The sequence below is a fragment of the Myxococcales bacterium genome (assembly GCA_016717005.1).
Taxonomy (GTDB): Bacteria; Myxococcota_A; Polyangia; order Haliangiales; family Haliangiaceae; genus UBA2376.
In genome coordinates this window covers 786,298-807,997 of record JADJUF010000039.1, presented here as the reverse complement: position 1 = coordinate 807,997, position 21,700 = coordinate 786,298, and the positions used below count along the sequence as shown (strand labels likewise).

The window sequence follows — 21,700 nt, the reverse complement described above, 5'->3', positions numbered from 1 at the left end:
CGGCGCGCCGCTCGTCAGCGCACCAGCACCAGCTCGCGCCGCCGGAGCTCCGACAGCTGCGCGCGGGCGCGGGCGTGATCGATCACGACCACCGTCGACGACAGCACGCCGCCGACGACCAGCAGCCCGAACGACACCTGGGTCAGGTGGGCGATCGCCAGCACCAGCACGCCCCAGGTGATGAAGTCCTTGCGCACGACGTACGGCGCGTAGGTCGCCAGCCACCGGATCACCGGGTTGGTGTCGGGCGGGAGCATGATCGCCTGGGTCGTGACCGGGCGCAGGCGCGCGGTGCCGGGCCGCTCGCCGGGCGTGATCTCGAACCGGCTGATGTAGTCCTGGCTGTTGGCCGAGCCGACCAGCACGACGATGTTCCAGTAGACGCAGTAGATCGTGACGCCGTAGGTGACGACGCCGACGATGATCGCCAGCCGCCACGGATCGAGGCCGTGGTGGCCGAGGTAGTCGACGCCGAAGTACTGGCGGCAGTGCAGCCCCAGCGCGATCATGTAGGCGACCTGCGACAGCTCGTCGACGACGGTGTCGAGCCAGGCGCCGAACTTCGACGACAGGAGCTTGAGCCGCGCGATCTCGCCGTCGCAGCAGTCGACGTAGGCCGCGGCCAGCATCACCGCCGAGCCGGCGATCGCGCCGCCCATCGAGCCGCGCGCGGTCAGCCAGCACCCCAGCACGACCAGGACCGCGGTGATGCTCGACACCTGGTTGGGCGTGAGCGGCGTGCGCACCAGCACCGCGGTCATCCGGGTCGACACCGGCCGGAACAGGTAGCGGGTGATCTCGTAGTCCTGGTGCTTGTGGATCACCTCGAACAGGAGCCGCGCGGCGGCGCGCCGCTCGGTGCGCGTGGTGGCGGGGTGACGGGCGATGCGGTCGTGCGCGCAGGCGTCGGCGCCGGCGGCGAGCAGCTCGGCCCCGAGCGCGCGATCGTCGCCGCCCGCGGCCAGGGCCGCGATCATCTCCTCGGCGGCCGCGCCGTGGACGATCAGCGCGCCGGCGTAGGCGCCCGCGGCCACGTCGGCGGCGGCCGCGTCGGGCGGCGCCACCGCCACCGCGCGCGGACACTCCGACGCGATCAGCGGGGCGACCAGCGGCGTGTGCACCATCTGATCGGTCGCCCGGATGACCAGCAGGCGATCGCAGCCGGCGGCCCGCCACCAGTCGGCGACCGCCGCGCGATCGCGGGCGACCAGCACGGTCTGGGCGCCGGCGCGGGTCGCGACCCGGCGCGCCCGCTCGGCCAGAGACAGCCCCACGACCCGGACGTCGGCGCCAGGGGCGTCGGCGAGGACCAGGGCGGCGATGCTCATGCGCAAAGAGGTACTCCTGACGCCGCGGGGGGTGCAAGGGCCGGACGAGGAGCCAGCCCCGGTCCCGGGACGGCGCGCCGCGCAGATCCGACGGTGTTGTGTAGGCCCGACCACCGAACGTGGTGACAGGATTTCGGCACTGACGCGGGCCCAGGGGTGGGTGTTGACAGGTTTTCGACACCCGAGGGCCGTCCACGGCCTGGATCGCGGCGCGGTGTGGGCGCACGGCGCTTGCAGGCACCAGGGCTGCGATGAAGGCCGTGATCCTCGCAGCTGGCTACGACGGGCGCTTGCGCCCACACGTGGACCACGCGCCCAAGACGCTGGTGCCGGTGGCCGGCGTGCCGATCTTGCGCCGGACGCTGACGACGCTGGTGCGCGCCGGCGTCGACCAGATCGTCATCGTGATCGGTCACCTGCAGCTGCACGTGCGCGCGGCCGTCGCGCGCTGGTTCCCCCACCTCGACGTCACCTTCGTCGAGAACCCCGCCTACGAGACCACCAGCACCGCCGCGTCGCTGGCGCTGGCCCGGCCCCACGTCGACGGGCGCGCGTTCTTCCTGGTCGACGGCGACGTGGTCTTCGACGCCTCGGTCATCGACCGGCTGTTCGAGGGCGGCCCCGACGCGGTCGCGGTCCGCTCGGTCGGGAGCCTCGGCGCCGAGGAGGTCAAGGTCACCGCCGACGAGCGCGATCGCGTGGTCGCGATCGGCAAGGACGTGCTGGTGCGCGGCGCCATGGGCGAGGCGATCGGCGTCCAGCTCCTGTCCGCGGCCACGTCGCGGCGGCTGTTCGCGGCGCTGGCGCAGCGGGCCACCAGCGCCGACCTCTACTACGAGGCGATCTTCCAGGAGCTGGTCGACGCGGGCGTCGGCCTGCACGCGGTCGAGCTCGGCTCGCTGTACGCGTGCGAGATCGACACCGTCGAGGATCTGCGGGCCGCCGACGCGCAGCTCGCGCGCGGGCCCGCCTTCGACGCGCGCCCCGGCTTCCGCGTCGCGGTGTGACGCGGCGCCCGCCGGGCGCCAAGACCGTTGCCCCCCGGTGCCGTTTGCGGGCACCATCGGGGGATGTCGTGTCGCGTCCTCGTCGTGTTCGCCCTGGCCGCCGCCGCAGGCTGCGCCTCCGCCACGGTCACCGGCGACAGCGAGGACGTCGACGCCGCCCGCATCGACGGCTCGCCAGGCCCGATCGACGCGCCGCCCGGGACGGTCGACGCGGCCGTCGACGCGCCGCCGCTGCCGATCGACGCGCCGCCGCTGCAGATGATCACGCTGTCGCAGTCGTCCTCGTCCGTGATCACCGCCCTCAACTCCGTGTCGTGCAACGCCGCCGGGGTCACGGCCGAGAACAGCTACTACCGGGCGTTCCGGCTCAGCGACTTCGGCGTCAACACGGCCTTCACCGCCAGCCGCGTCGACGTCGGCATCGAGACCGCCACCGCTGGCGTCGGCACCTCGCAGACGATCCAGGTCAAGCTCTACACCGTCGCGGGCGCGTTCCCGGCCGGGGTCCTCACCCAGATCGCCGGCCAGCTCGTGACCGTGAACAACACCGCCACCGGCGTCGTGCTGCCGGTGACGCTGTCGCCGCCCGGCGTCGCTGCCGCCGGCTCGACCCTCGTCGCCGAGGTCTTCATCCCCGACGGCAACGCCATCGGCCACTCGATCTTCGTCGGCTCCAACACCGCCGCCGAGTCCGGCCCCAGCTACCTGCGCGCGCCAGACTGCGGCTCGACCCAGCCCGCCACGATGGCCTCGATCGGCTTCCCTGACGTCCACGTCGTCCTGACCGTCACCGGCACCTACTGACCGAGACGGGGACCGGCTCCTGGGTGCTAGGTATCGAGAATCAAAAGTGAATTTGGTTGCATCGCGGCAACTTGAGTTGCCGCGGTGCGCCCGAAAAGGCGAGCGGTTACGGGTATCTGCGACCCAGGAGCCTGTCCCCATGCGAAGCTGGCTGGTCGTTGCGATGTGCGTGGCCGCGTGCGGGGGCGGGGGCTCGAAGGTGCAGGCGATCGAGGTCCCGGACGAGGTGGTGGCGGCGGACGCGCCGACGGTGCCGGGCGGCGAGGAGCTGCGGTTCACGGCGGCGGACGGCGTGACGATCGTGGGGACCTACTGGCCGCCGCGCGACGCGAGCACGACGGCGTGCGCGGTGTTCGCGCACCAGCTCAGCTCGACCCGCGCCGAGTACGTGCCGGTGATCGAGCGCCTCAAGGGGCGCGCCCACCTGTTCGCGATCGACCTGCGCGGCCACGGCGCCAGCACCCAGGGCCCCGACGGCGCGGTCGCCTGGCGGGCGTTCGAGACCGCCGACTGGGAGCGGGTCGAGGGCGACCTCCGCGACGCCGTCGCCGCCGTGCGCGCGCGCGGCGCTAGCGGCCGGTGCGTGATGGTCGGCGCCTCGATCGGCAGCTCGGCCACGCTGCGCTTCGTCGGCGCGGCGCCCGACCAGGTCGCCGCGGTCGTGCTGCTGTCGCCGGGGCTCAACTACCGCGGCCTGGCCACGCCCGACGCCGCCCGGGCCACGCGCGCGCCGGTGCTGATCGTCCACAGCCAGGAGCAGGGCGCCGTCGACGCCGCCACGGCGCTCGCCAACATCCTGGGCGACAACCCGACGCCGGTCGAGGTGATCGCCGACCCCGGCACCGCCCACGGCATGACGATCGTCGCCGGCGCGCCGGCGGTGCTGGAGCGCGTCAGCACGTTCATCGGCGACCACCTCTGACCCGGATCACCCTCGGCCCTGGGGCCAGTAACCCAGGCATAGCCGCGGCGGCCCGCGGCGGCCAGGGCGGCGCGTGTACAATCGTGCGCACGTGTCGCAGCTCGCCAAGCTCCTCGAGTTCCTGAACCGGGAGGACGTGACCGAGGTCGTGCTGGCGACCGGGCGCCCGGTCGCGGTCAAGAGCGGCGGCGAGTACCGACCCGTCAGCCGCGCCGCGATCAGCCTGGGGCAGCTCGAGGCGCTGGTCGCGGACTCGCCGCTGGCGGCGCTGATCGGCCAGCGCGGCACCGCCACGGTCACGATCGACGGCCGCGCCGTCGGCGTCGACGTCGCGGTCCAGGGCGACGATCGGATCGTCCGGCTGTCGCGCGCGGCCCGGCCCAAGACCAAGACCGCGGCCAAGACCGGCAGCCAGACCGCGGCCCGCGTCCGGCGGCCGACCAAGGCCTCGGTCGCGGTGCCGCGGCCGGCGCCGGCGCCGGCCGACCGGCCGCGCATGCGCGTCAGCCAGGGCGATCCGGGCTTCGTCGCGCTGGTGAAGTCTGCGCGCGATCAGAAGGCGACCGATCTACACGTGGCGGCCGAGCGCCCGGCCATGGCGCGCATCCTCGGCACGCTGATCCCGCAGGGCCAGGCGCTGTCGGCGGCCGCGGTCGAGCGCATGCTGACGCCGCTGCTCGACGACGGCCAGCGCGCCGAGCTGATCAACCGCGGCTACATCGACGCCGCCCTCGAGGTCACCGGCGCCGGGCGGCTGCGCGCCAACATCGCCCGGGTCCGCGGCGGCTGGAAGGGCAGCTTCCGGCTGATCGCCCTGGCGCCGCCGACGCTCGAGCAGCTCGGGCTGCCCAAGGAGCTGGCCCGGATCACCACGTACCACCAGGGCCTGGTCGTGATCGCCGGGCCCAACGGCCACGGCAAGACCACGACGCTGGCCGCGCTGGTCGATCTGATCAACACGTCGAAGGCCCACCACATCCTGACGATCGAGGATCCGGTCGAGATCCTCCACGCCCGCAAGAAGTCGGTGGTGTCGCAGCGCGAGGTCGGCGCCCACACCCGCAGCTTCGCGGCCGCGCTCAAGGCGTCGCTGCGCGAGGACCCCGACGTGATCGTGATCGGCGAGCTGCGCGATCGCGAGACCGTCGAGATCGCGCTGACCGCGGCCGAGACCGGCCACCTGGTGATGGCGACGATGTCGACCCCGTCGGCGGCCAAGACCCTCGACCGGCTGATCGACATGTTCCCGCCCGACGATCAGCAGCAGGTCCGCTCGAGCCTCGCGGCCGCGCTCAAGTTCGTGCTGTCGCAGCGGCTGTTGCCGACCGCCGACGGCAACGGCGTCGTGGCCGCGGTCGAGCTCCTGACCGGCGTGCTGCCGCTGGCCGCGCTGATCCGCGACAACAAGCTGTTCCAGGTGGCCAGCCTGCAGCAGCGCGGGCGCGCGTTCGGCATGATCCGCATGGACGACTCGCTGGCCGAGCTGGTGCGCTCGGGCCGCGTGCTCGAAGAGGTGGCGCTGCGCGCGTCCGAGAACAAGCGCGAGCTCGCCAACATCCTGCACCCGGCGGCGGCCGCGGCGCCGCCGGCGGCCTCGACCACCAACCCCGGCAACCTCAAGAACCGCCTCGGCGGGTTCTTCAAGAAGGGGGACGGCTGATGCCCGCCATCGATCAGCTGTTCGACCTCCTGCTCGCGCGCGGCGGCTCCGATCTGCACCTGTCGCCGGGCTACCCGCCGATGCTGCGCGTCAAGGGCGAGCTGATCGCCGGCGCCGAGCGCGCGCTCACCGGCGCCGAGATCACCGCGCTCACCGACGAGATCATCAGCCCGGCCCAGCGCGCCCACTTCGCCAGCGAGCACGATCTCGACTTCGCCTACGCCTACGCCGACAAGGCCCGCTTCCGCGGCAACTTCCTCGAGAAGACCACCGGGCGCGGCGCGGTCTTCCGGACCATCCCGTCGAAGATCCTCGGCCTCGACGCGCTCGGCGTCCCGGCCGGCGTCTGGCGCCTGGCCGACCTGACCGCCGGGCTGGTGCTGGTCACCGGGCCGACCGGCAGCGGCAAGTCGACGACGCTGGCGGCGATGATCGACCACATGAACCGCACCCGGCGGGGCCACATCCTGACGATCGAGGACCCGGTCGAGTTCGTGCACCAGCCGCGGCAGTGCCTGATCACCCACAAGGAGGTCGGCGTCGACGTGCCGTCATTCCTCGAGGCGATCCGCTCGGCCGGGCGCGAGAACGCCGACGTCATCCTCGTGGGCGAGCTCCGCGGCGCCGAGACCATGAAGCTGGCGTTGCAGCTCGCCAGCTTCGGCATCCTGATCCTCGCGACGGTGCACACCAACTCGGCCGCGGCCACGATCGATCGGTTCGTCAACGCGTTCCCGGCCGATCAGCAGCCGCAGATCCGCGGCCTCCTGGCCGACTCGCTGGCCGGCATCGTCGCGCAGCAGCTGCTGCGCCGGGCCGACGGCTCGGGCCGCGTCGCCGCGCACGAGGTGCTGATCGGCAACATGGCGCTGGCGTCGCTGGTCCGCGAGGGCAAGACCAACCAGATCAGCAGCTTCATCCAGGGCGGTCAGAGCGAGGGGATGCAGGGCATGGACACGACCCTGGCCAAGCTGGTGGCCGCGGGCGACGTGACGCCGGGCGACGCGCTCGACAAGGCCATCGACAAGGACGCGTTCGCCAAGCTGCCGTTCGTGACCGGCTCGCTCGACGGCTCCACCGCCGGCGGCTGAGCGCACCGACGGCGGCGCCGCCAGGTGGTCCGCGGCGCCGCCAGGTGGTCTGCGGCGCGCGCGGTCCCGTCGGGCGGTCCGCGTCGCCGCCAGGAGGTCCGCGGCGCCCGCGGTCCGCGGCGCCGTCAGGTCAGCGGCGGCGCCAGGCGGTCACCGCCGCCAGCGCGAGCAGCCCGAGGCCGATCGTCGGCTCGGCGCCGAAGCGCTCGTTGGCCGCGATCGTCAAGATCACCGGCACCAGCCCGATCGCCGCCAGCACGATCGCGAGGTCGCGCTCGTCGTCGAGCGGCTCGGCCGCGTGGGGCGTCGGCGCGTCGCAGTGGCGATATGGATGGCCCATGCCCATGCTGTACCGCCGCCGGCCTCAAGATGGCGTCAAGAGCCGCCCGCGGCGGATCAAGGCTTCGTAAAGGAGCGTATCGTCACGCGCGTGGACCCGACGCCACTTACCGCGCGCGGGTTGCGCTACGGCAGCGCGGTCGCGGCCGTCGGCGTCGCGACCGCGATCGGGCTGGTCGCGCACCCCGAGCTCGCCGTCGGCGACATCGGGATGCTCTACCTGCCGGCGGTGATGCTGGCGGCGCTGGGCGGGCGCGGGCCGGCGGTGCTGGCGGCGTCGCTCGCGGTGCTGGCGTTCGACGTGTGCTTCGTGCCGCCGCGGTTCGAGCTCGTGATCGAGAACCCGCGCCACGGCGTCACGTTCGCGGTCATGTTCGCCGCCGGGCTCACGATCGCGACCCTGGCCGAGCGCCTGCGCGGCCAGGCGGCGATCGCGCGGCAGGCCGACCTGCGGGCCCACACCGAGGAGCTGCGCAGCTCGCTCCTGTCGAGCGTGTCCCACGATCTGCGCACGCCGCTGGCGATCATCACCGCGGCCGCGACCTCGGCCGGCGACCCCGCGGTGCCGCCGGCCGCACGCGCCGAGCTGCTCGAGTCGGTCGTCGTCGAGGCCCGCCGGCTCGAGCGGATGCTCGCGAACCTGCTGCAGCTGACCCGGGTCGAGACCGGCATCGTGCCGGCGCGCGAGTGGGTGCCGCTCGACGAGCTGTGCGGGGCCGCGCTGACCCGGCTCGAGCCGGTGCTCGGCGATCGCGCGGTCACGGTCGCGGTCGGCGAGCTCGAGGTGCCGGTCGATCCGGTGCTGTTCGAGCTGGCGCTGGTCAACCTGATCGAGAACGCGGTCAAGCACGGCGCGCCGCCGATCGCGATCAGCGCGCGCCGCGTCGGCGATCGGGTCGCGATCGAGGTCGCCGATCACGGCCGCGGGGTCGCCGCGGCCGAGCGGGAGCGGGTGTTCGAGAAGTTCTTCCGCGCGTCGAGCGCGCCCGGGGCCGGGCTGGGGCTGGCGGTCGTGCGCGCGATCGCCGTGGCCCACGGCGGCACGGTCACGGCTGACGCGACCGCCGCCGGGGGCGCGCGGTTCGTGCTCGAGCTGCCGGCCACGATCGCGCCGGGCGCGCCGGCCCTGGCCGGAGGCGGGCCGTGACCGCCCTGGTGCTGGTCGTCGACGACGAGATCGCGATGCGGCGGCTGCTGCGCGCCACGCTCACCGCCCACGGCTTCGCCGTGATCGAGGCGGCGACCTTGGCCGAGGCCCGGCGGGCCCTGGCCGAGCGCCCGGCGGTGATCATCCTCGATCTCGGCCTGCCCGACGGCGACGGCGTCGAGCTGGTGCGCGTGGTGCGCGCGGACGCGGCGACGCCGGTGATCGTCGTGTCGGCGCGCGACCGCGAGGCCGACAAGATCCGCGCGCTCGACGCCGGCGCCGACGACTACCTGACCAAGCCGTTCGGCACCGGCGAGCTCCTCGCGCGCATCCGCGTCGCGCTCCGCCACGCCGCCTCGGCCGCGGGCGCGCCGGCGGCGGACGCGGTGTTCGAGGTCGGGCCGTTCCACCTCGATCTCGGCCGCCACGAGGTCACCGTCGGCGGCGCCGCGGTCCACCTGACGCCGATCGAGTTCAAGCTGCTGGCCCAGCTGCTCCAGCACGCCGGCAAGGTGCTGACCCACCGCCACCTGCTGCGCGAGGTGTGGGGCCCCGGCGCGGTCGAGGAGACCCACTACCTGCGGGTCCACATGGCGGCGCTGCGCCGGAAGGTCGAGGCCGACCCCGGGCGCGCGCGCTGGCTCTTGACCGAGCCCGGCGTCGGCTACCGGATGCGCGATGGCGACAGCGGCTGAACCAGCGTCGGCGCCGGCGATAACCTCGCGGGATCTCAAGCCGCTTCGACCTTGATGGAATCTTGATGCGCGGGGGTGGTAGGCCGTCGACTCGTCAAGGGCGACCCCATGAGCACCCCGACACCGTCGCGCGCGACCACGACTCACCCGCACCCCACCTCGCGGCGCGCGCTCGCCGCCGCCTCGCTCGGCGCGCTGGGCGTGGTCTACGGCGACATCGGCACGTCGCCGCTGTACGCGGTCAAGGAGTGCCTGGCGTGGCCGCACTCGCCGCACGCGCTGCCGCCGACCCCCGACACCGTGCTCGGCGTGATGTCGCTGGTGTTCTGGGCGCTGATGCTGGTGGTGGTGATGAAGTACCTGGTGTTCGTGCTGCGCGCCGACAACAAGGGCGAGGGCGGCATCCTGGCGCTCGCGGCGCTGCTCGAGGGTGACGACCACAAGCGCACGCGGCTGGCGGTGTCGCTCCTGGCGGCGCTGTTCGGCGCCGGGCTCCTGTTCGGCGATGGCGTCATCACGCCGGCGATCTCGGTGCTGGGCGCGATGGAGGGCCTGTCGGAGCAGAACGGCGACCTCGCGCACCTGGTCGTGCCGATCACGATCGCGATCCTGGTCGCGCTGTTCCTCGTGCAGCGCTACGGCACCGGGCGGATCGGCAAGGTGTTCGGCTGGGTCATGCTGGCGTGGTTCGTGTCGATCGGCGTGGCCGGCGCCCGCTCGGTCGCGACCGCGCCCGAGGTGCTGCGCGCGATCGATCCGCGCTACGGGCTGGCGCTCTTGACCACCCACGGCTGGCACGGCTTCTTGCTGCTCGGCTCGGTGTTCCTGGTCGTCACCGGCGGCGAGGCGCTGTACGCCGACATGGGTCACTTCGGGCGCACGCCGATCCGCCGGGCCTGGTACGGGGTCGTGCTGCCGGGGCTCTTGCTCAACTACTTCGGCCAGGGCGCGCTGTTCCTGACGCGCCCCATCGGATCGATCACCAACCCGTTCTACGAGCTGGTCGAGGGGCCGCTGGCGGTGCCGATGCTGGTGCTCGCGACGATGGCCGCGGTGATCGCGTCGCAGGCGCTGATCTCGGGCGTGTTCTCGCTGACCCGTCAGGCGATGCAGCTCGGGTTCTGGCCGCGCTTGACCGTGGTCCACACCTCGGCCACGGCCGAGGGCCAGATCTATGTGCCCGAGATGAACTACCTGCTCATGATCGGGTGCGTCGTGCTGGTGCTGCAGTTCCGCACCAGCTCGGCGCTCGCGGCCGCCTACGGCATCGCGGTCACCGGGACGATGGCGATCACCTCGCTCCTGTTCTACCAGGTGGCGCGGCGGCGCTGGGCCTGGCCGGTCGGCAAGGCCGGGGCGCTGCTGGTGGTGTTCCTGGTGTTCGACCTGGCGTTCCTGGTGGCGTGCAGCTCGAAGGTGCTCGACGGCGGCTGGTTCCCGCTGGCGGTCGGGGTGGCGGTGTTCGCGGTCATGACGACCTGGTGGCGCGGGCGGGTCGAGCTGGCCAAGGTGATGGCGTCGGGCTCGGTGCCGACCGAGCTGTTCCTGGCGGACCTCGAGGCCAACCCGCTGCCGCGGGTCGAGGGGACCGCGGTGTTCATGACCTCGGGCACGGACGCGGTGCCCAACGTCGTGCTCCACCACGTCAAGCACAACCGCGTGCTGCACGACGAGGTCGTGCTGTGCTCGGTCGTGACCGAGCCGGTGCCGTGGGTGTCGACCCGCAAGCCGCCCGAGGTGATCGCGCTGGGCCAGGGGCTCTACCGGGTGGTCGCGCGGGTCGGGTTCATGCAGTCGCCGGACGTGCCCGAGGTGATCGCCCGCTGCGTCAAGACCGGCGCCATCGCGGGCCGCCCGATGACCACGACCTACTTCCTGGGCCGGCAGACGCTGCTGGTGACCGGTCGGTCGCCGATGGCGCGCTGGCGCAAGCTGCTGTTCGCGTTCCTGGCGCGCAACTCGCGCTCGCCGACGGCGTTCTTCAACCTGCCGCCCAACCGCGTCGTCGAGCTGGGCCTGCAGGTCGAGATCTGACGCCGCGCCGCCCGGCGCAGCTCGCGCTCGCCGACGGCGTTCTTCAACCTGCCGCCCGACCGCGTCGTCGAGCTCGGGCTGCAGATCGAGATCTGACGCCGCGGCGCGCGGCGTAGCTCCTCGAGGTCGTCGGTGTCGCCGGCTGGCGCGGGCAGGTCGCCGGCCGTGCGACACGGGTGCGACCGTCGCAGGTCCACCGCCGGGGGAAGGATCGTCGACGGAAGCGCACGGAATGTCAGGGCCGGTCGCGGCGCCGGAGCTGGCCCGCTTCGTGAAGTAGTCATGGTCGTCCGCACGAGTCATCCGGCTCACCCGCCGACATTCACCCCGCGATTCAGGAGACCGCCATGACCACCGCCAGCCGCTTCGACGAGATGATCGCGCGCAACCGCTCGCAGCGCGTCCGTGACCTCGGCTTCGGGCTGCTGCTGGCGTTCGTGGTCGCCTTCGCGCTCGGCTCGATCCGCAGCGCCGGCGGCGACGCGCCGCGGCCGACGCCGGTCGCCGACCACGCGTGCGCGATCGCGCCGTCGGTCTGTTGATCGCGCCGGTGGTGGTCAGGCGGGGGCGAGCGCGCCGGCGCCGCGCGGGGGACGCGGCGCACGGATCGTGCGGGCCATCGGCGGGGCGCCGATGCGCAGGTAGTAGGCCCAGGTGCCGATGGTGCGGCCGTAGCGCCGCTCGATGGCGGACGGATCCCAGGCCGCGCCGTAGATCGCGCGACCGATCGACGCGAACGGCTCGCCGCGCGGATCCATGTGGTCGGTCCGGCCGAGCCCGCGCAGCAGGATCATCGCCACCGAGAACGGGCCGAGGCCGCGGACCGCGCGCAGCGCGTCGGCGGCCTGCGCGTAGGGCGCGGCGCGGAGGAAGTCCTCGCCGAGCTCGTCGACCGCCGCGACCGCCTCGTGGAGCCGGCGCGCCTTCTCGGGGTGGCGCAACAGCGCCGCCAGCTCGAGCTCGCTGACGCCGCGCAACGTGGCCAGCGTCGGAAACGCCGGCAGCGCGTGGGTGGCGAACCGGGCCACCTGGCCGTAGGCGGTCACGATGCGGCGCCGCAGCGCCGACGCGACGGTCATCGGCGTACGCTGGGCCAGCACCGCGTAGCAGGTGACCTCGGCCAGCGACGGGAAGCGCACGTGGTGCAGGCCGTGGTGGCGCGCGACGATCGCGCGGAGGGCCGGATGATCGTCGGCGGCCCGGGCGTAGAACTCGCCGAGGTCGTCGTCGGCGCTGACCAGCGCCGCCACCAGCCGCGCCACCTCGGCGGCCACGGCCACGGGCGGGGTCCCGGGCAGCTCGAGGCGCAGCGCCGACGGCGTCGGGCCAGGGCCCAGGCGCCAGGCGATCGCGTGGTCGCCGACGGCGTAGGCGCCGAGGACCGCGTCGTCGTCGAGGACGAACGCCCCCTGACACGGCGGGAAGCCCGCGATCCGGGCCCGGGTCTGGGCGAAGTCGAACGGGGCGCGGACGGGGATGACGAGCTCGGTCATGGGCTGGCTCCTGGTTGGAGCCCGACGATGCCCAGCCCTCGTGTCAGCCTTATGTCAGGTTTCGCGCGACGGGGCCTGGGCCTGCACGGCTTGCGCGAGCCGCCGCCGACGCGATCGCCCATGTCCGCTGGATCGCTCGCGCGGCCCGCCTGGTACCGCGCGTGCATCGATCCGACGTGCGAGGCCTGATCTCGCGAGGAGGCTGTGATGTCGACCCTCCGGAACGTCACGATCATGGCGCTGGCGCTGGCCGTCGGGTGTGGCGGCGACGACGGCGCGAGCCCCGACGCGGCGATCGACGCGCCGCCGGTCACCGCGGCTGAGTATGAGGGGCTGTGGCTGATGACCGAGCTGGTCGTCGGCGACCCGAGCGCGCCGCAGACGCTGCGCCGCGACGGTGTCACGCAGGCGCTGCGCGCCGACGTGCAGTTCACCGCCACCGGGCCGCGCGCGGGCCAGCTCCAGGTCCGGCAGCTGGTGCTGGCGCAAGGCGTGCCGGCCAGCCCGGTGATGTCGAGCGATCACGCGGTCGCGGTCGAGGACGACCGCTGGCTGCTCACCGACGCCGACGCCAGCGTGCTGGTCTTGCGCACCGCGCGCACCGGCGATCACCTGGCGCTGACCCACGATCCGTCGGATCCGCGCGACACCGCGACCGATCCCCCGATCTCGGTGAGCGTCGATCGGGTCGCGCCGTGGTCGACCGTGATGCGCGGCGGCTGGGACCTCGTGTCGATCACCGTCGGCGGCTCGGTCATGGTCGCGGGCGCGTGCGTCCCGGTGGCGACCGACGTGTGGGGCACGATCGGGATGCAGATCGACATCGACGCACGGCTGCTCTTCAGTCGGGTCATGACCACGCGGCTGTTCTCGGACGCCGCCTGCACGGTCGAGACCAGCACGACGAGCTCGACCCAGCTCGGGCTGGCCGAGGAGGAGGGCGGGCTGCACGCGCGGATCTGGGGCAGCGAGGGCGATCGCCACGAGTACCAGGCGTTCGATCTGACGCTGGCGGGCGCTGACCTGACGCTCACGCGCACCGCGTGCCTGCCGCAGCCGGCGTGCGCCGACTCGGCCCCGACCGAGGTGGTGGTGCGCCGCCGGCCGTGATCGCTACGACGGCGGCGGCAGCGCCAGCGGCGCGCGCCCGACGAGCCCGCGCTCGTGGCCGGCCATGGTCTTGACCATCAGGCGATGGCTCGGGCCGATGCGGTCGGCCAGCGGCATGAACGCGTCGCGCAGCCAGCCGAGCGCGCGCGAGTTCGACTGGAACAGCGGCGTCAGCAGGCGCGACATGCGCTGGTAGTGCCCGACGTGCCGTCGGCGCGCGCGCGAGTAGGCCGGCAGCGCCGCGGCGAGCGCTGGCGTCTCCGCCAGGGTGTCGGCCAGGACCATGGCGTCGACCAGCGCCAGGTTGGCGCCGTTGCCGAGCTGCGGGCTGGTGGCGTGGGCGGCGTCGCCGAGGAAGACGATCCGGTCGCCGTGCCAGCGCGCCATGCGCACGTCGCGGTAGCGGGCCAGGAGCACCTGCTCGGGCGCGGTGATCTGATCGAGCACCGGGCCGACGCGCGGGTCGAACGACAGGACCTCGCGCTTCCACGCGTCGAGCCCGTCGGCCTGCCAGCGGGCGTGATCGCCCAGGGCGAGGCTCCAGTACAAGCTGACCACCGGCCGCGCGTCGGTCGGGCCGCGGCCGGTCGGCAGGACCCCGTACATCCGGCGGGCGCCGCGCACCACCTGGTAGAGCACGTCGCGGAACGCCTGGTCGGGATCCTCGGCGACGAACCACAGCGCGCCGAACCCGAAGGTGCCGGTCCGCACCGGCACGCCGGCTGACGCGTGCAGCTCGGACACCGCGCCGTCGGCGACGACCACCAGCTCGTGCTCGCCGCGCGGGCCGTCGGGGCCGTGGACGGTGATCGCGTCGGGCGTGCGCGTGACGCTGTTGATCTCGGCGCCGAGGTGCAGCGTCACGCCGGGCTCGCGCCGGACCGCCTCGAACAGCGTCACGAACAGCGTGCCGCGGTGCAGGCCCAGCCCGAACCAGCGGCGATCGACGTCGGCGTAGCGCAGGTCGACCAGGGTCTTGCCGGCGTGGCGCATGACGTGGAGCCGATCGATGCGCGCGGCCCGCTCGAGGATCGGCGCGAGCAGGCCCAGCCGCGCCAGCACCGCCTGGCCGGTCGGCTGCAAGCTGATGCCGGCGCCGACGGGGCCGGGCTCGGCGACGCGCTCGTAGACGGTCACGCGGTGGCCGGCGCGGGCCAGGAACATGGCGGCCGCGCTGCCGGCGGTGCCAGCCCCGATCACGGCGACGTCGAGCGCGGCCCCCATCTCGTCACGATGATCGCACGGGACCGCGCGGCGGCGTAGACTGCGCGCCATGAAGCAGCTGACGCCGACGGATCTGGCGTTCTTCGACGCGGCGCCGATGCAGGTGCGGGTGACCGGCACCGTCGCCGCCAGCCCCGACGCGGTCTTCGCCGCGTTCGCCGACGCCGGCGGCTGGCCGCGCTGGTTCCCGCTGATGCACACGGCGGCGTGGACCCGCGGCGCCGGCGGCGTCGACGCCGAGCGCGCGGTGGCGCTGCGGCTGCTCGGTCGGTTCGAGGAGCGCATGATCGCGTGGGAGCCGGGGGCGCGGTTCGCGTTCACGATGATCGGCACGTCGTCGCCGCTGGTGGCCCAGATGGCCGAGGACTACCGGCTGACCGCGGTCGACGGCGGCACGCGCATCGACTGGGTCATGGCGGCGCGCCCGTCGACCCTGGGCAAGGTCGGCCGCCCGGCGCTCGCGGTGATCAGCCGGCGGCTGTTCCGGGGCGCGGTGCCGCGGCTCGATCGCCACCTGCGCCGCTGAGCTTCCAGGGAGGCCTGTCGCCAGGCCTCCCCTCGTCGGGGGCAAGCCCCGACGAGCCTCCCCTCCGAGACGCGCGCGGGCGCCTCGCAGGCGGGCGGCGGGTGGCGGGCGGCCCCCGCCCGGCGGGCCCCCGCCGGCGGACTCCCCGGCGCCTGGACCGGTGCGCGACGTGCGCGGCCGAAAAGGCTGACAAGCGCTAAGCCGCCTGGTTCGCGCTACACTCGCGCCGTCATGGGGGCTTGCTTCGCTCATCCGGGGGTCGCGGCGACGGGTACGTGCGACGACTGCAAGACGCCGATCTGCATGCGCTGCACCAAGGGCACGCTCGACGGGTTCATGTGCCCGCCGTGCGCGCACAAGCGCTACGGGCGCCGCAAGCTCATCACCGGCCTCAAGGTCGCCGGCGTCGCCGCGCTGGTGGTGGCGCTGGCGGTCGGCGGCCTGGTGATCGTCGGCAAGGGCAGCCAGCGGACCAAGCCGCCGGTGCCGAAGCTACGCGACCCCGATCCGGCGATCGCGGCGTTGCTCGATGACCGTGATCTGGCGCCGTGCGATCGCAAGCTGATCCGCACGCTGGTCGACGCGCTCGGCAAGCTCGATCGCTACGCCGATGTGGTCGAGCACGCCGGCGCGTTCTTCGCCAAGTGCGGCCCGTTCCCGCGCCTCGAGTGGTCGGTGGTGTACGCGCTGCAGCAGCTCGGGCGCTACGCCGAGGCGGTCAAGCACGAGACCGTGATCATCGAGGACAACCCGTTCGACAGCGACTTCTGGTGGTGGCGCGGCGAGGACCGCGCGCGCTCGAACCAGCCCGACCTGGCGCTGGCCGACTACCGCCAGTCGTTCGCCAACAGCAACGGCGCCCGGGCCGGTCGGTTCCCCGCGTCCCGGGTGCTGGACGTGGCCGGCCCGGCCGGGCGTCCGTGCGAGGGCGCGTGGGCGATGCGGTTCTTCACCGAGACCCTCGGCGGCGACATCTCCGACGACCTGCGGCGCCAGGCCGACGGGCTGGCCCAGGCGGCGCAGTGCGAGACGGTCGACGGCGCGGGCCAGGTGACGCTGCGGCCGGCCGCGACCGACGCCACCGTCCGAGCCGAGGTGACGATCGGCGGCGTCGCCGGCACGTTCGTCGTCGACCCGCGCTGCGGCACCACGGTGCTGACGCGCGACTACGCCACCCGGGCCCAGGTGGTCGCGGGTGGCCCGACGATCCAGACCGTCGCCAACAACGTGCTCCGCAGCGGCGCGCTGGGCGCGGCCGCGCTGCAGGTCGGCGACGCGCGGGCCAGCGCGGTCGAGGTGGTCGTGGTCGACGGCCTGCCGCCCGGGGTCGACGGCTACCTGGGCCTGTCATTCCTGTGGAAGTTTGCGGAGATCGACCTGACGGACGGGGTGCGCGTGACGGCCGCGGCTCCGTGACGCGCGCCGGCCGTTGCGGCGCCAGGTAGCAGAAATCGATCCGCGCGGCCGTGCGTTAGACGCGGGATGAGCGGTGCGAGCGTGGTGGCCTACTCGATCTGTCGCCGGTGCGCGGCGGTGTTCCCGGCGACGCGACGGTGCCCGACCTGCGACGGGGACCGCGAGGCCGCCGCCGCGATCGCGGCGGCGACCGCCTACGCCATCGAGCCCACCCTCATGGGGCGGATCGCGCCGCCGCGCCGGCGCCGGCTGCTGGCGCCGCTGCTCGCCGTGAGCGCGGCGATGCTGTGCGTCGGGGTCGGGCTGGGCTGGCTGTTCGCCGCGGACGCCCGCAGCGACGTGCCGCTCACGACGTCAGCGACCGACGGAGCTGATCGATGACCTTGCTGAACAGGCCGCGGACCGCGTTCTCGACCGCGTCGCGCCGGAGCTGCGGCAGGTACGTCGCGTCGTAGCCGCGGCGCGGCACCTGGACCTTGGCGCCGCCGGACACGAACGACAGCATCTTGCCGTTGTCGTTCGAGATCGCGAGCCGCACCTGGGCCTCGACCTCGACGAACGCGCCGTCCTGGCGGAACTCGAGGCCGACGATGCTGAGGTCGAGCTGGCGCGGATCGAGGCCGAACTTCTTGGCGTCGCTCGCGGTCAAGGTGACGAGGTTGGCGCTGGCCAGCTCGGTGGTCATGGCCTCGCGCAGCGCGTCGGCGTGGACCTTGCGCGCCTTCTTGTCGTGCTTGCCGGGCGAGTCGTCGGACGACGACTTGATGACGACGTAGAGATCCGGGCGCGGCGCGACCGCGCGCGGCTGGTTGCCGAAGCCGGGGCGGGTCTTGGCCACCGCGGGCGCGCCCGGGGCGGCCTCGACCGGCAGGTTGTTCGCGACGCAGATCTGGCCGATCGCCTCGGCGGCGCGCTTCTTGACGACCGCGTCGCCGTCGCCCTGCGCCTGGCGCAGCGCCGGCAGCGCCGCGCGATGGCCCAGCTTGCCGAGCCCGGCCGCCGCGATGCCGCGCACCGAGGGGCTGCTGTCGCGGAGCGCGGTGACGAGCGGCCGCAGCGCGGTCTTGCTGCCGAGGCGCGCCAGCGCGGTGATCGCGGCGATGCGCTCGCGCTCGCTGTGGCCGTTGCCGAGCGTCGCCGTCAGCTGCGCGATCCGCTCGGCCTCGTCGGCGTGGACCGTCGGCGTCGCGGCGAGCGCCATCACCAGCGCGAGCGCGGCGACGATCCAGCGCGCGCCGTATGGACGACGAAAGTGATGGCCCCCCATGGGATGTTTCCGATTAGGCATGCGACAGATCGCCCCGTCAATTTGTTTCGGGCCGCTCCCGTCCTGACCTCTGCTGACTCTTTCGCTCCCGGAGATCGGCAGTGTAGTGTTGAGCCGTGATCCCGTCGAAGCTGGATGTGTGCGAGGGCGTACACCGACTGCAGAGGGCGACGTGGAGCTGAACGGACCGGTGCGCATCGGCGTCACCGCGGGCGCCGTCGGCCTCGCGCTGGCGGTGACCATGGTCCGGTTCTGCGGCGCGGTCTCGCTGCCGCCCAAGCCGAACCCGCCGTCGGAGTCGCTGGCGACCTCGCAGGAGGTGCTGCGCCAGGCCAGCCAGACCGAGGGGACGTGGTCGGGCTATCTCGAGAAGGACGCGCTGATCGCCGGCGTGAACGCGCCGACGGTCGCCGAGATGTCCCGCAAGCTGGTGATGCGCGCGGACGAGGGTGTGCGCACGCTGGCGCCGGGCGAGCCGGCGATCGAGGCCGCCGGGTTGCGGCTGTCTGCGGTCGCGACCGGCGGCACGCTCGCGCTGGTGATCGAGAACCGCACCAGCGCCGAGCTCGCGTACCTCGTCGTCACGCGACCGCGGCCCGAGGGTGGCTGCGCGCGCCGCGACGTCGAGCCGTACAACGCCAACGTGGTCGGCCGTGGCGGGCGCGAGGTCCGGACCGAGTGCTCCTATCATGACGGCATGTCGCTCGAGATCTCGCACGTCGAGTCGATCGAGCTGACGCCGCTGCAGGCGTTCTACGTCTCCAAGGTGCCGCCGCGCGCCCTCGGCGCCGATGCCCGGCTGACCGTCGGTCACGAGCCAGATCTGCCCGGCGCTCAGCGGGTTTGTAGCGTCGCGGTGTCGCAAGCGCTCCGCTCGGGGCTCGATGACGGCTCTATCCGGTGGCGGGATCTCGTCGACTTCTACGCCCGGCACCGCTGCGACACATACCAATTTCCAATGCAATACCGGGCATTTGTGCGAGACAGCGAGCGACCATTGCCCGCCGCCGACTGAGCGCTTGGGACACTCGGTCAAACGTTCCGCCACGTTAGGCTTGCGCCCGGATCCCTGAGTCGAGTAGCCTCTAGCGAGATTCCGCGGAGTTACGGCCGCTGTGACCAAGTCAGAACTCATCGAGAAGATCTCCGAAGGCCTCAAGCTTCCCGCTGGCAAAGCGGAGGCGATCGTCAACTGCGTCTTCGACTCCATGGTCAAGGCCCTGGAACGCGGCGAAGGTATTGAGATCCGTGGCTTTGGCAGCTTCACCGTGCGCGAGTACAAGGCCTACGAGGGCCGCAACCCGCGCACCGGCGAGACCGTCCACGTCGCCCCGAAGCGGCTGCCGTTCTTCAAGGTCGGCAAGGACCTGCGGGAGAAGGTGAACGCGGGCGTGGGCACGCCGCTGCCGGTCGACACCAGCCCCGATCACGACGACGATCTCGCCGACGATCCCGAGCTCGACGGGGACGGCGACGACGACAACGACGACGCGGCGTAGCCGGCGCGACGGCGCGACGGCGGCTCGGGAGCCGTCAAGCGTTTCCGGGAGCCGTCAGGCGATTCGGGCGCGTGAGGCGTTTCATGCGCGTCAGGCCCGGCGCACCACGCCCGCGTCGCCGTCGACGGTGACCCAGGCGCCGTCGTCGAGGCCGTCGTAGACGCCGGGGCAGCCGACCACGCACGGGATCCCGAGCTCGCGCGCCATCGCGGCGCCGTGATCGAGCGGCGAGCCGTGCTCGCTGACCAACGCGGCGGCGCCGTCGACGAGCAGCGCCAAGGCCGGCGTGATCGCGCGCGCGACGACGACCGCGCCGCGGGGCACCGGCTGGGCGCCGTCGGTGCGATGGACCGGGCCGGCGATGGTGCCGCCGACGCCCGCGCCGACGAAGCGATCCGTGGGCGGCGCGACCGCGGCGGGCGGCGCGTCGTCGACGGCGAGCGGCAGGTCCCAGGCGGCGGCGCGGGCGGCGGCGGCGCGGGCGGCGGCGGCGTGGCCGCGCGCGGTGGCGGCGGTCAGCGGCGCGTCGTCGAGCAGGCGCGCGAACGGCAACCAGAACACGTCGGCGCGATCGAGGCCGCGGCGATCGGCGCAGGCGAGCAGCGCGCGGCGCACCACCGCCTGCGCGCGCCAGTACCACAGGTCGTCGCGCTCGGCGGCGTCGACGGCGAGTCGCGCGATCGTGACGGCGTCGGCGAGGCCTGGCGGCGTGGCCGGCGGGTCCGGTGGCGCCGGGCGCGAGGCCGCCGCGGCCAGCGCGCGCTCGAGCAGCGCCGGGGTCTCCGCGAAGGTCGGCGCCATCACGTCCCACGCCGCGGCCGCGTCGCCGATCGCGGCGAGCAGCGCGGCGCGATCGAGCTGACCGCGCGCGCACGCGGCCAGCCGCGCGGCGATCGACGACGGGCGGTGCGGCGCCAGCGCGGCCGCCAGATGGCGGGGCTGGCCGCGGGCGGCGAGGGCGTCGGGCAGGATCGCGAGCGCCGCGGCGATGCGCGGGCCGAGCTCGGCGGCGAGCACGCGGTACGCCGCCAGGTAGATCCGGAGCGCGTCGTCGAGGGCGGCGGCCGGCGCGGCCAGCGCGCCCGCGACCTCGGCCTCGAGCGCGGCCAGCTCGCCGGGCAGCGTCGCGACGGTCACCGGCGGCGGCGCGGGCGCGTCGAGCCGCGGGGCCCAGTACAGGTGGTGCGCGACGACCTTGAGGTGGAACGGCGCGATCGCGGCCGCGTCGACGCGCGCGCACAGCTCGGCCTGCGCCACCGACAGCGGCGCCGGGTTGTGGGTGACGTCGCGGCGCCACGCGCGCGCCGGCGTGCGCAGCGGCGCCAGCACGATCGCCGGCGCCGGCACGCGCGGCGGGCGCGGCGGCGGGTGCACCAGCGGCCGCGCCTGGACGATCGTCCACGCGCGGGTCGCGAACGCCCACACCAGCTCGACGTCGGCGCCGGTCGGCGCGGCGATCGCGCGCTCGGCCGCCAGCGCCAGCGTCAGCGCCTCGCGCCACGCCGCGCCTGATCGCGCGACCCGCGCCGGCGCGCCCGGGCCGCACGCGATCCAGGCCTGCGCGCCGTCGGGCTGGCCCGGCGGGCGGGTGTAGATCGTCGCGCGGAAGCCGGCGACCTGCGCCTGGATGATCACCGCCGGCGGCGCGACGGTCGTCTGGCCGCGGGCGCGCGCGTACGCGACCACCAGCGGCGTCACCGCCGCGACCCAGACCTGGCGGATCGCGTCCCAGACCTGCGCGGGCGCGACGCCGAGCACGGTGGCGCCGACCCCGGGCGCGGCGCCGGCGACGGTGTCCTCGACCGCCATCGACGAGCGCACCGCCAGCCGCGGCCCGAGCCGCGCGATCGCCGCGCCCACGGCCTCGACCAGCGCGGGCGTCGGCGTTGCGTGGGCCGCGGCCTCGGCCAGCGCCGCGAGCGCGTGGCCGTGCTGCGCGAGGGGCAGGCCCGGCGTCAGCGCGCCGACCACGTCGGCGAACACCGCGCCCGGCAGCACCGCGCCCGGCGGCGTCGGCAGCCCCGCCGCGATCAGCCGCGCCAGGCCCCGGGCCTTGCCGCCCAGGTCGGCGAGGGCCGCGCCGTCGGCGAGGGCCGCCGCGTCCGCGAGGTCGACGACGGTCGCCACGCCGCCACGCT

Annotated in this window: 21 protein-coding genes; 15 read left to right on the top strand and 6 right to left on the bottom strand. The window is 74.1% G+C overall.

All coding sequences use genetic code 11. From position 1 onward, the window contains the following. Positions 1-14 precede the first annotated feature (14 nt). Positions 15-1,328, bottom strand: a complete 1,314-nt coding sequence (locus IPL61_34390) for a CDP-alcohol phosphatidyltransferase family protein (GenBank protein MBK9036281.1) — start codon at positions 1,326-1,328, stop codon at positions 15-17. Between the two features lie 290 nt (positions 1,329-1,618). Here IPL61_34390 and IPL61_34385 point away from each other — a divergent pair, with 290 nt between their 5' ends. The 5 genes from IPL61_34385 to IPL61_34365 all read left to right on the top strand — a co-directional run bounded on the left by IPL61_34385 (position 1,619) and on the right by IPL61_34365 (position 6,812). Continuing rightward, positions 1,619-2,335 carry a phosphocholine cytidylyltransferase family protein gene (locus IPL61_34385; protein MBK9036280.1) on the top strand — a complete coding sequence of 239 codons (717 nt, stop codon included), beginning with the start codon at positions 1,619-1,621 and terminating at the stop codon, positions 2,333-2,335. Positions 2,336-2,398: 63 nt separating this feature from the next. Further along, positions 2,399-3,139, top strand: a complete 741-nt coding sequence (locus IPL61_34380) for a hypothetical protein (GenBank protein MBK9036279.1) — start codon at positions 2,399-2,401, stop codon at positions 3,137-3,139. Between the two features lie 139 nt (positions 3,140-3,278). Further along, the gene (locus IPL61_34375) at positions 3,279-4,061 is read left to right on the top strand and encodes an alpha/beta fold hydrolase (protein ID MBK9036278.1); all 783 of its coding nucleotides are present in this window, start codon (positions 3,279-3,281) and stop codon (positions 4,059-4,061) included. Between the two features lie 91 nt (positions 4,062-4,152). Further along, entirely contained in the window at positions 4,153-5,721 is a 1,569-nt protein-coding gene (locus IPL61_34370) for a PilT/PilU family type 4a pilus ATPase (GenBank protein MBK9036277.1), read from the top strand. Further along, positions 5,721-6,812: a PilT/PilU family type 4a pilus ATPase gene (locus IPL61_34365; protein MBK9036276.1), complete on the top strand. Its 1,092-nt coding sequence runs from the start codon at positions 5,721-5,723 to the stop codon at positions 6,810-6,812. The genes IPL61_34370 and IPL61_34365 overlap by 1 nt, the downstream gene beginning before the upstream one ends. Positions 6,813-6,942: 130 nt before the next feature. Here IPL61_34365 and IPL61_34360 read toward each other — a convergent pair whose 3' ends face one another. After that, positions 6,943-7,152, bottom strand: coding sequence for a hypothetical protein (locus tag IPL61_34360; protein ID MBK9036275.1), 210 nt, complete (start codon positions 7,150-7,152; stop codon positions 6,943-6,945). A 90-nt stretch (positions 7,153-7,242) separates the two neighbouring features. Here IPL61_34360 and IPL61_34355 point away from each other — a divergent pair, with 90 nt between their 5' ends. From IPL61_34355 to IPL61_34340, 4 genes are all read left to right on the top strand, one after another. Continuing rightward, positions 7,243-8,298, top strand: a complete 1,056-nt coding sequence (locus tag IPL61_34355; protein ID MBK9036274.1) for a DUF4118 domain-containing protein — start codon at positions 7,243-7,245, stop codon at positions 8,296-8,298. Between the two features lie 35 nt (positions 8,299-8,333). Beyond that, positions 8,334-8,993, top strand: a complete 660-nt coding sequence (locus IPL61_34350) for a winged helix-turn-helix domain-containing protein (protein ID MBK9036273.1) — start codon at positions 8,334-8,336, stop codon at positions 8,991-8,993. A 108-nt stretch (positions 8,994-9,101) separates the two neighbouring features. Next, positions 9,102-11,027 (top strand): potassium transporter Kup, encoded by a 1,926-nt coding sequence (locus IPL61_34345; protein MBK9036272.1) that lies wholly within the window; start codon positions 9,102-9,104, stop codon positions 11,025-11,027. A gap of 347 nt (positions 11,028-11,374) precedes the next feature. Next, the gene (locus tag IPL61_34340; GenBank protein MBK9036271.1) at positions 11,375-11,569 is read left to right on the top strand and encodes a hypothetical protein; all 195 of its coding nucleotides are present in this window, start codon (positions 11,375-11,377) and stop codon (positions 11,567-11,569) included. Positions 11,570-11,584: 15 nt separating this feature from the next. Here IPL61_34340 and IPL61_34335 read toward each other — a convergent pair whose 3' ends face one another. After that, on the bottom strand, positions 11,585-12,520 hold the full coding sequence (locus IPL61_34335; GenBank protein MBK9036270.1) for a hypothetical protein: 936 nt from the start codon (positions 12,518-12,520) through the stop codon (positions 11,585-11,587). 207 nt (positions 12,521-12,727) lie between these two features. Between IPL61_34335 and IPL61_34330 the strand changes: the two genes are divergently transcribed. Beyond that, entirely contained in the window at positions 12,728-13,630 is a 903-nt protein-coding gene (locus IPL61_34330) for a hypothetical protein (GenBank protein MBK9036269.1), read from the top strand. A gap of 3 nt (positions 13,631-13,633) precedes the next feature. Here IPL61_34330 and IPL61_34325 read toward each other — a convergent pair whose 3' ends face one another. Next, complete coding sequence (locus IPL61_34325) at positions 13,634-14,854, bottom strand: FAD-dependent monooxygenase (protein ID MBK9036268.1); 1,221 nt, start codon at positions 14,852-14,854, stop codon at positions 13,634-13,636. Positions 14,855-14,903: 49 nt separating this feature from the next. Here IPL61_34325 and IPL61_34320 point away from each other — a divergent pair, with 49 nt between their 5' ends. From IPL61_34320 to IPL61_34310, 3 genes are all read left to right on the top strand, one after another. Then, positions 14,904-15,380, top strand: a complete 477-nt coding sequence (locus IPL61_34320) for an SRPBCC family protein (GenBank protein MBK9036267.1) — start codon at positions 14,904-14,906, stop codon at positions 15,378-15,380. A 231-nt stretch (positions 15,381-15,611) separates the two neighbouring features. Continuing rightward, on the top strand, positions 15,612-16,796 hold the full coding sequence (locus tag IPL61_34315; protein MBK9036266.1) for a clan AA aspartic protease: 1,185 nt from the start codon (positions 15,612-15,614) through the stop codon (positions 16,794-16,796). A 66-nt stretch (positions 16,797-16,862) separates the two neighbouring features. Then, on the top strand, positions 16,863-17,177 hold the full coding sequence (locus IPL61_34310) for a hypothetical protein (protein ID MBK9036265.1): 315 nt from the start codon (positions 16,863-16,865) through the stop codon (positions 17,175-17,177). Here IPL61_34310 and IPL61_34305 read toward each other — a convergent pair. Next, complete coding sequence (locus tag IPL61_34305; GenBank protein MBK9036264.1) at positions 17,143-18,063, bottom strand: HEAT repeat domain-containing protein; 921 nt, start codon at positions 18,061-18,063, stop codon at positions 17,143-17,145. The two genes, IPL61_34310 and IPL61_34305, sit on opposite strands and share 35 nt — an antisense overlap. 172 nt (positions 18,064-18,235) lie before the next feature. Here IPL61_34305 and IPL61_34300 point away from each other — a divergent pair, with 172 nt between their 5' ends. Next, entirely contained in the window at positions 18,236-19,078 is an 843-nt protein-coding gene (locus IPL61_34300) for a hypothetical protein (protein ID MBK9036263.1), read from the top strand. A gap of 100 nt (positions 19,079-19,178) precedes the next feature. Beyond that, entirely contained in the window at positions 19,179-19,562 is a 384-nt protein-coding gene (locus IPL61_34295) for an integration host factor subunit beta (GenBank protein ID MBK9036262.1), read from the top strand. Positions 19,563-19,652: 90 nt separating this feature from the next. Here the strand turns inward: IPL61_34295 and IPL61_34290 are convergent, their stop codons facing one another. After that, a complete protein-coding gene (locus IPL61_34290; protein MBK9036261.1) occupies positions 19,653-21,689 on the bottom strand; it encodes a hypothetical protein in 2,037 nt (678 codons plus the stop codon). Positions 21,690-21,700 lie beyond the last annotated feature (11 nt).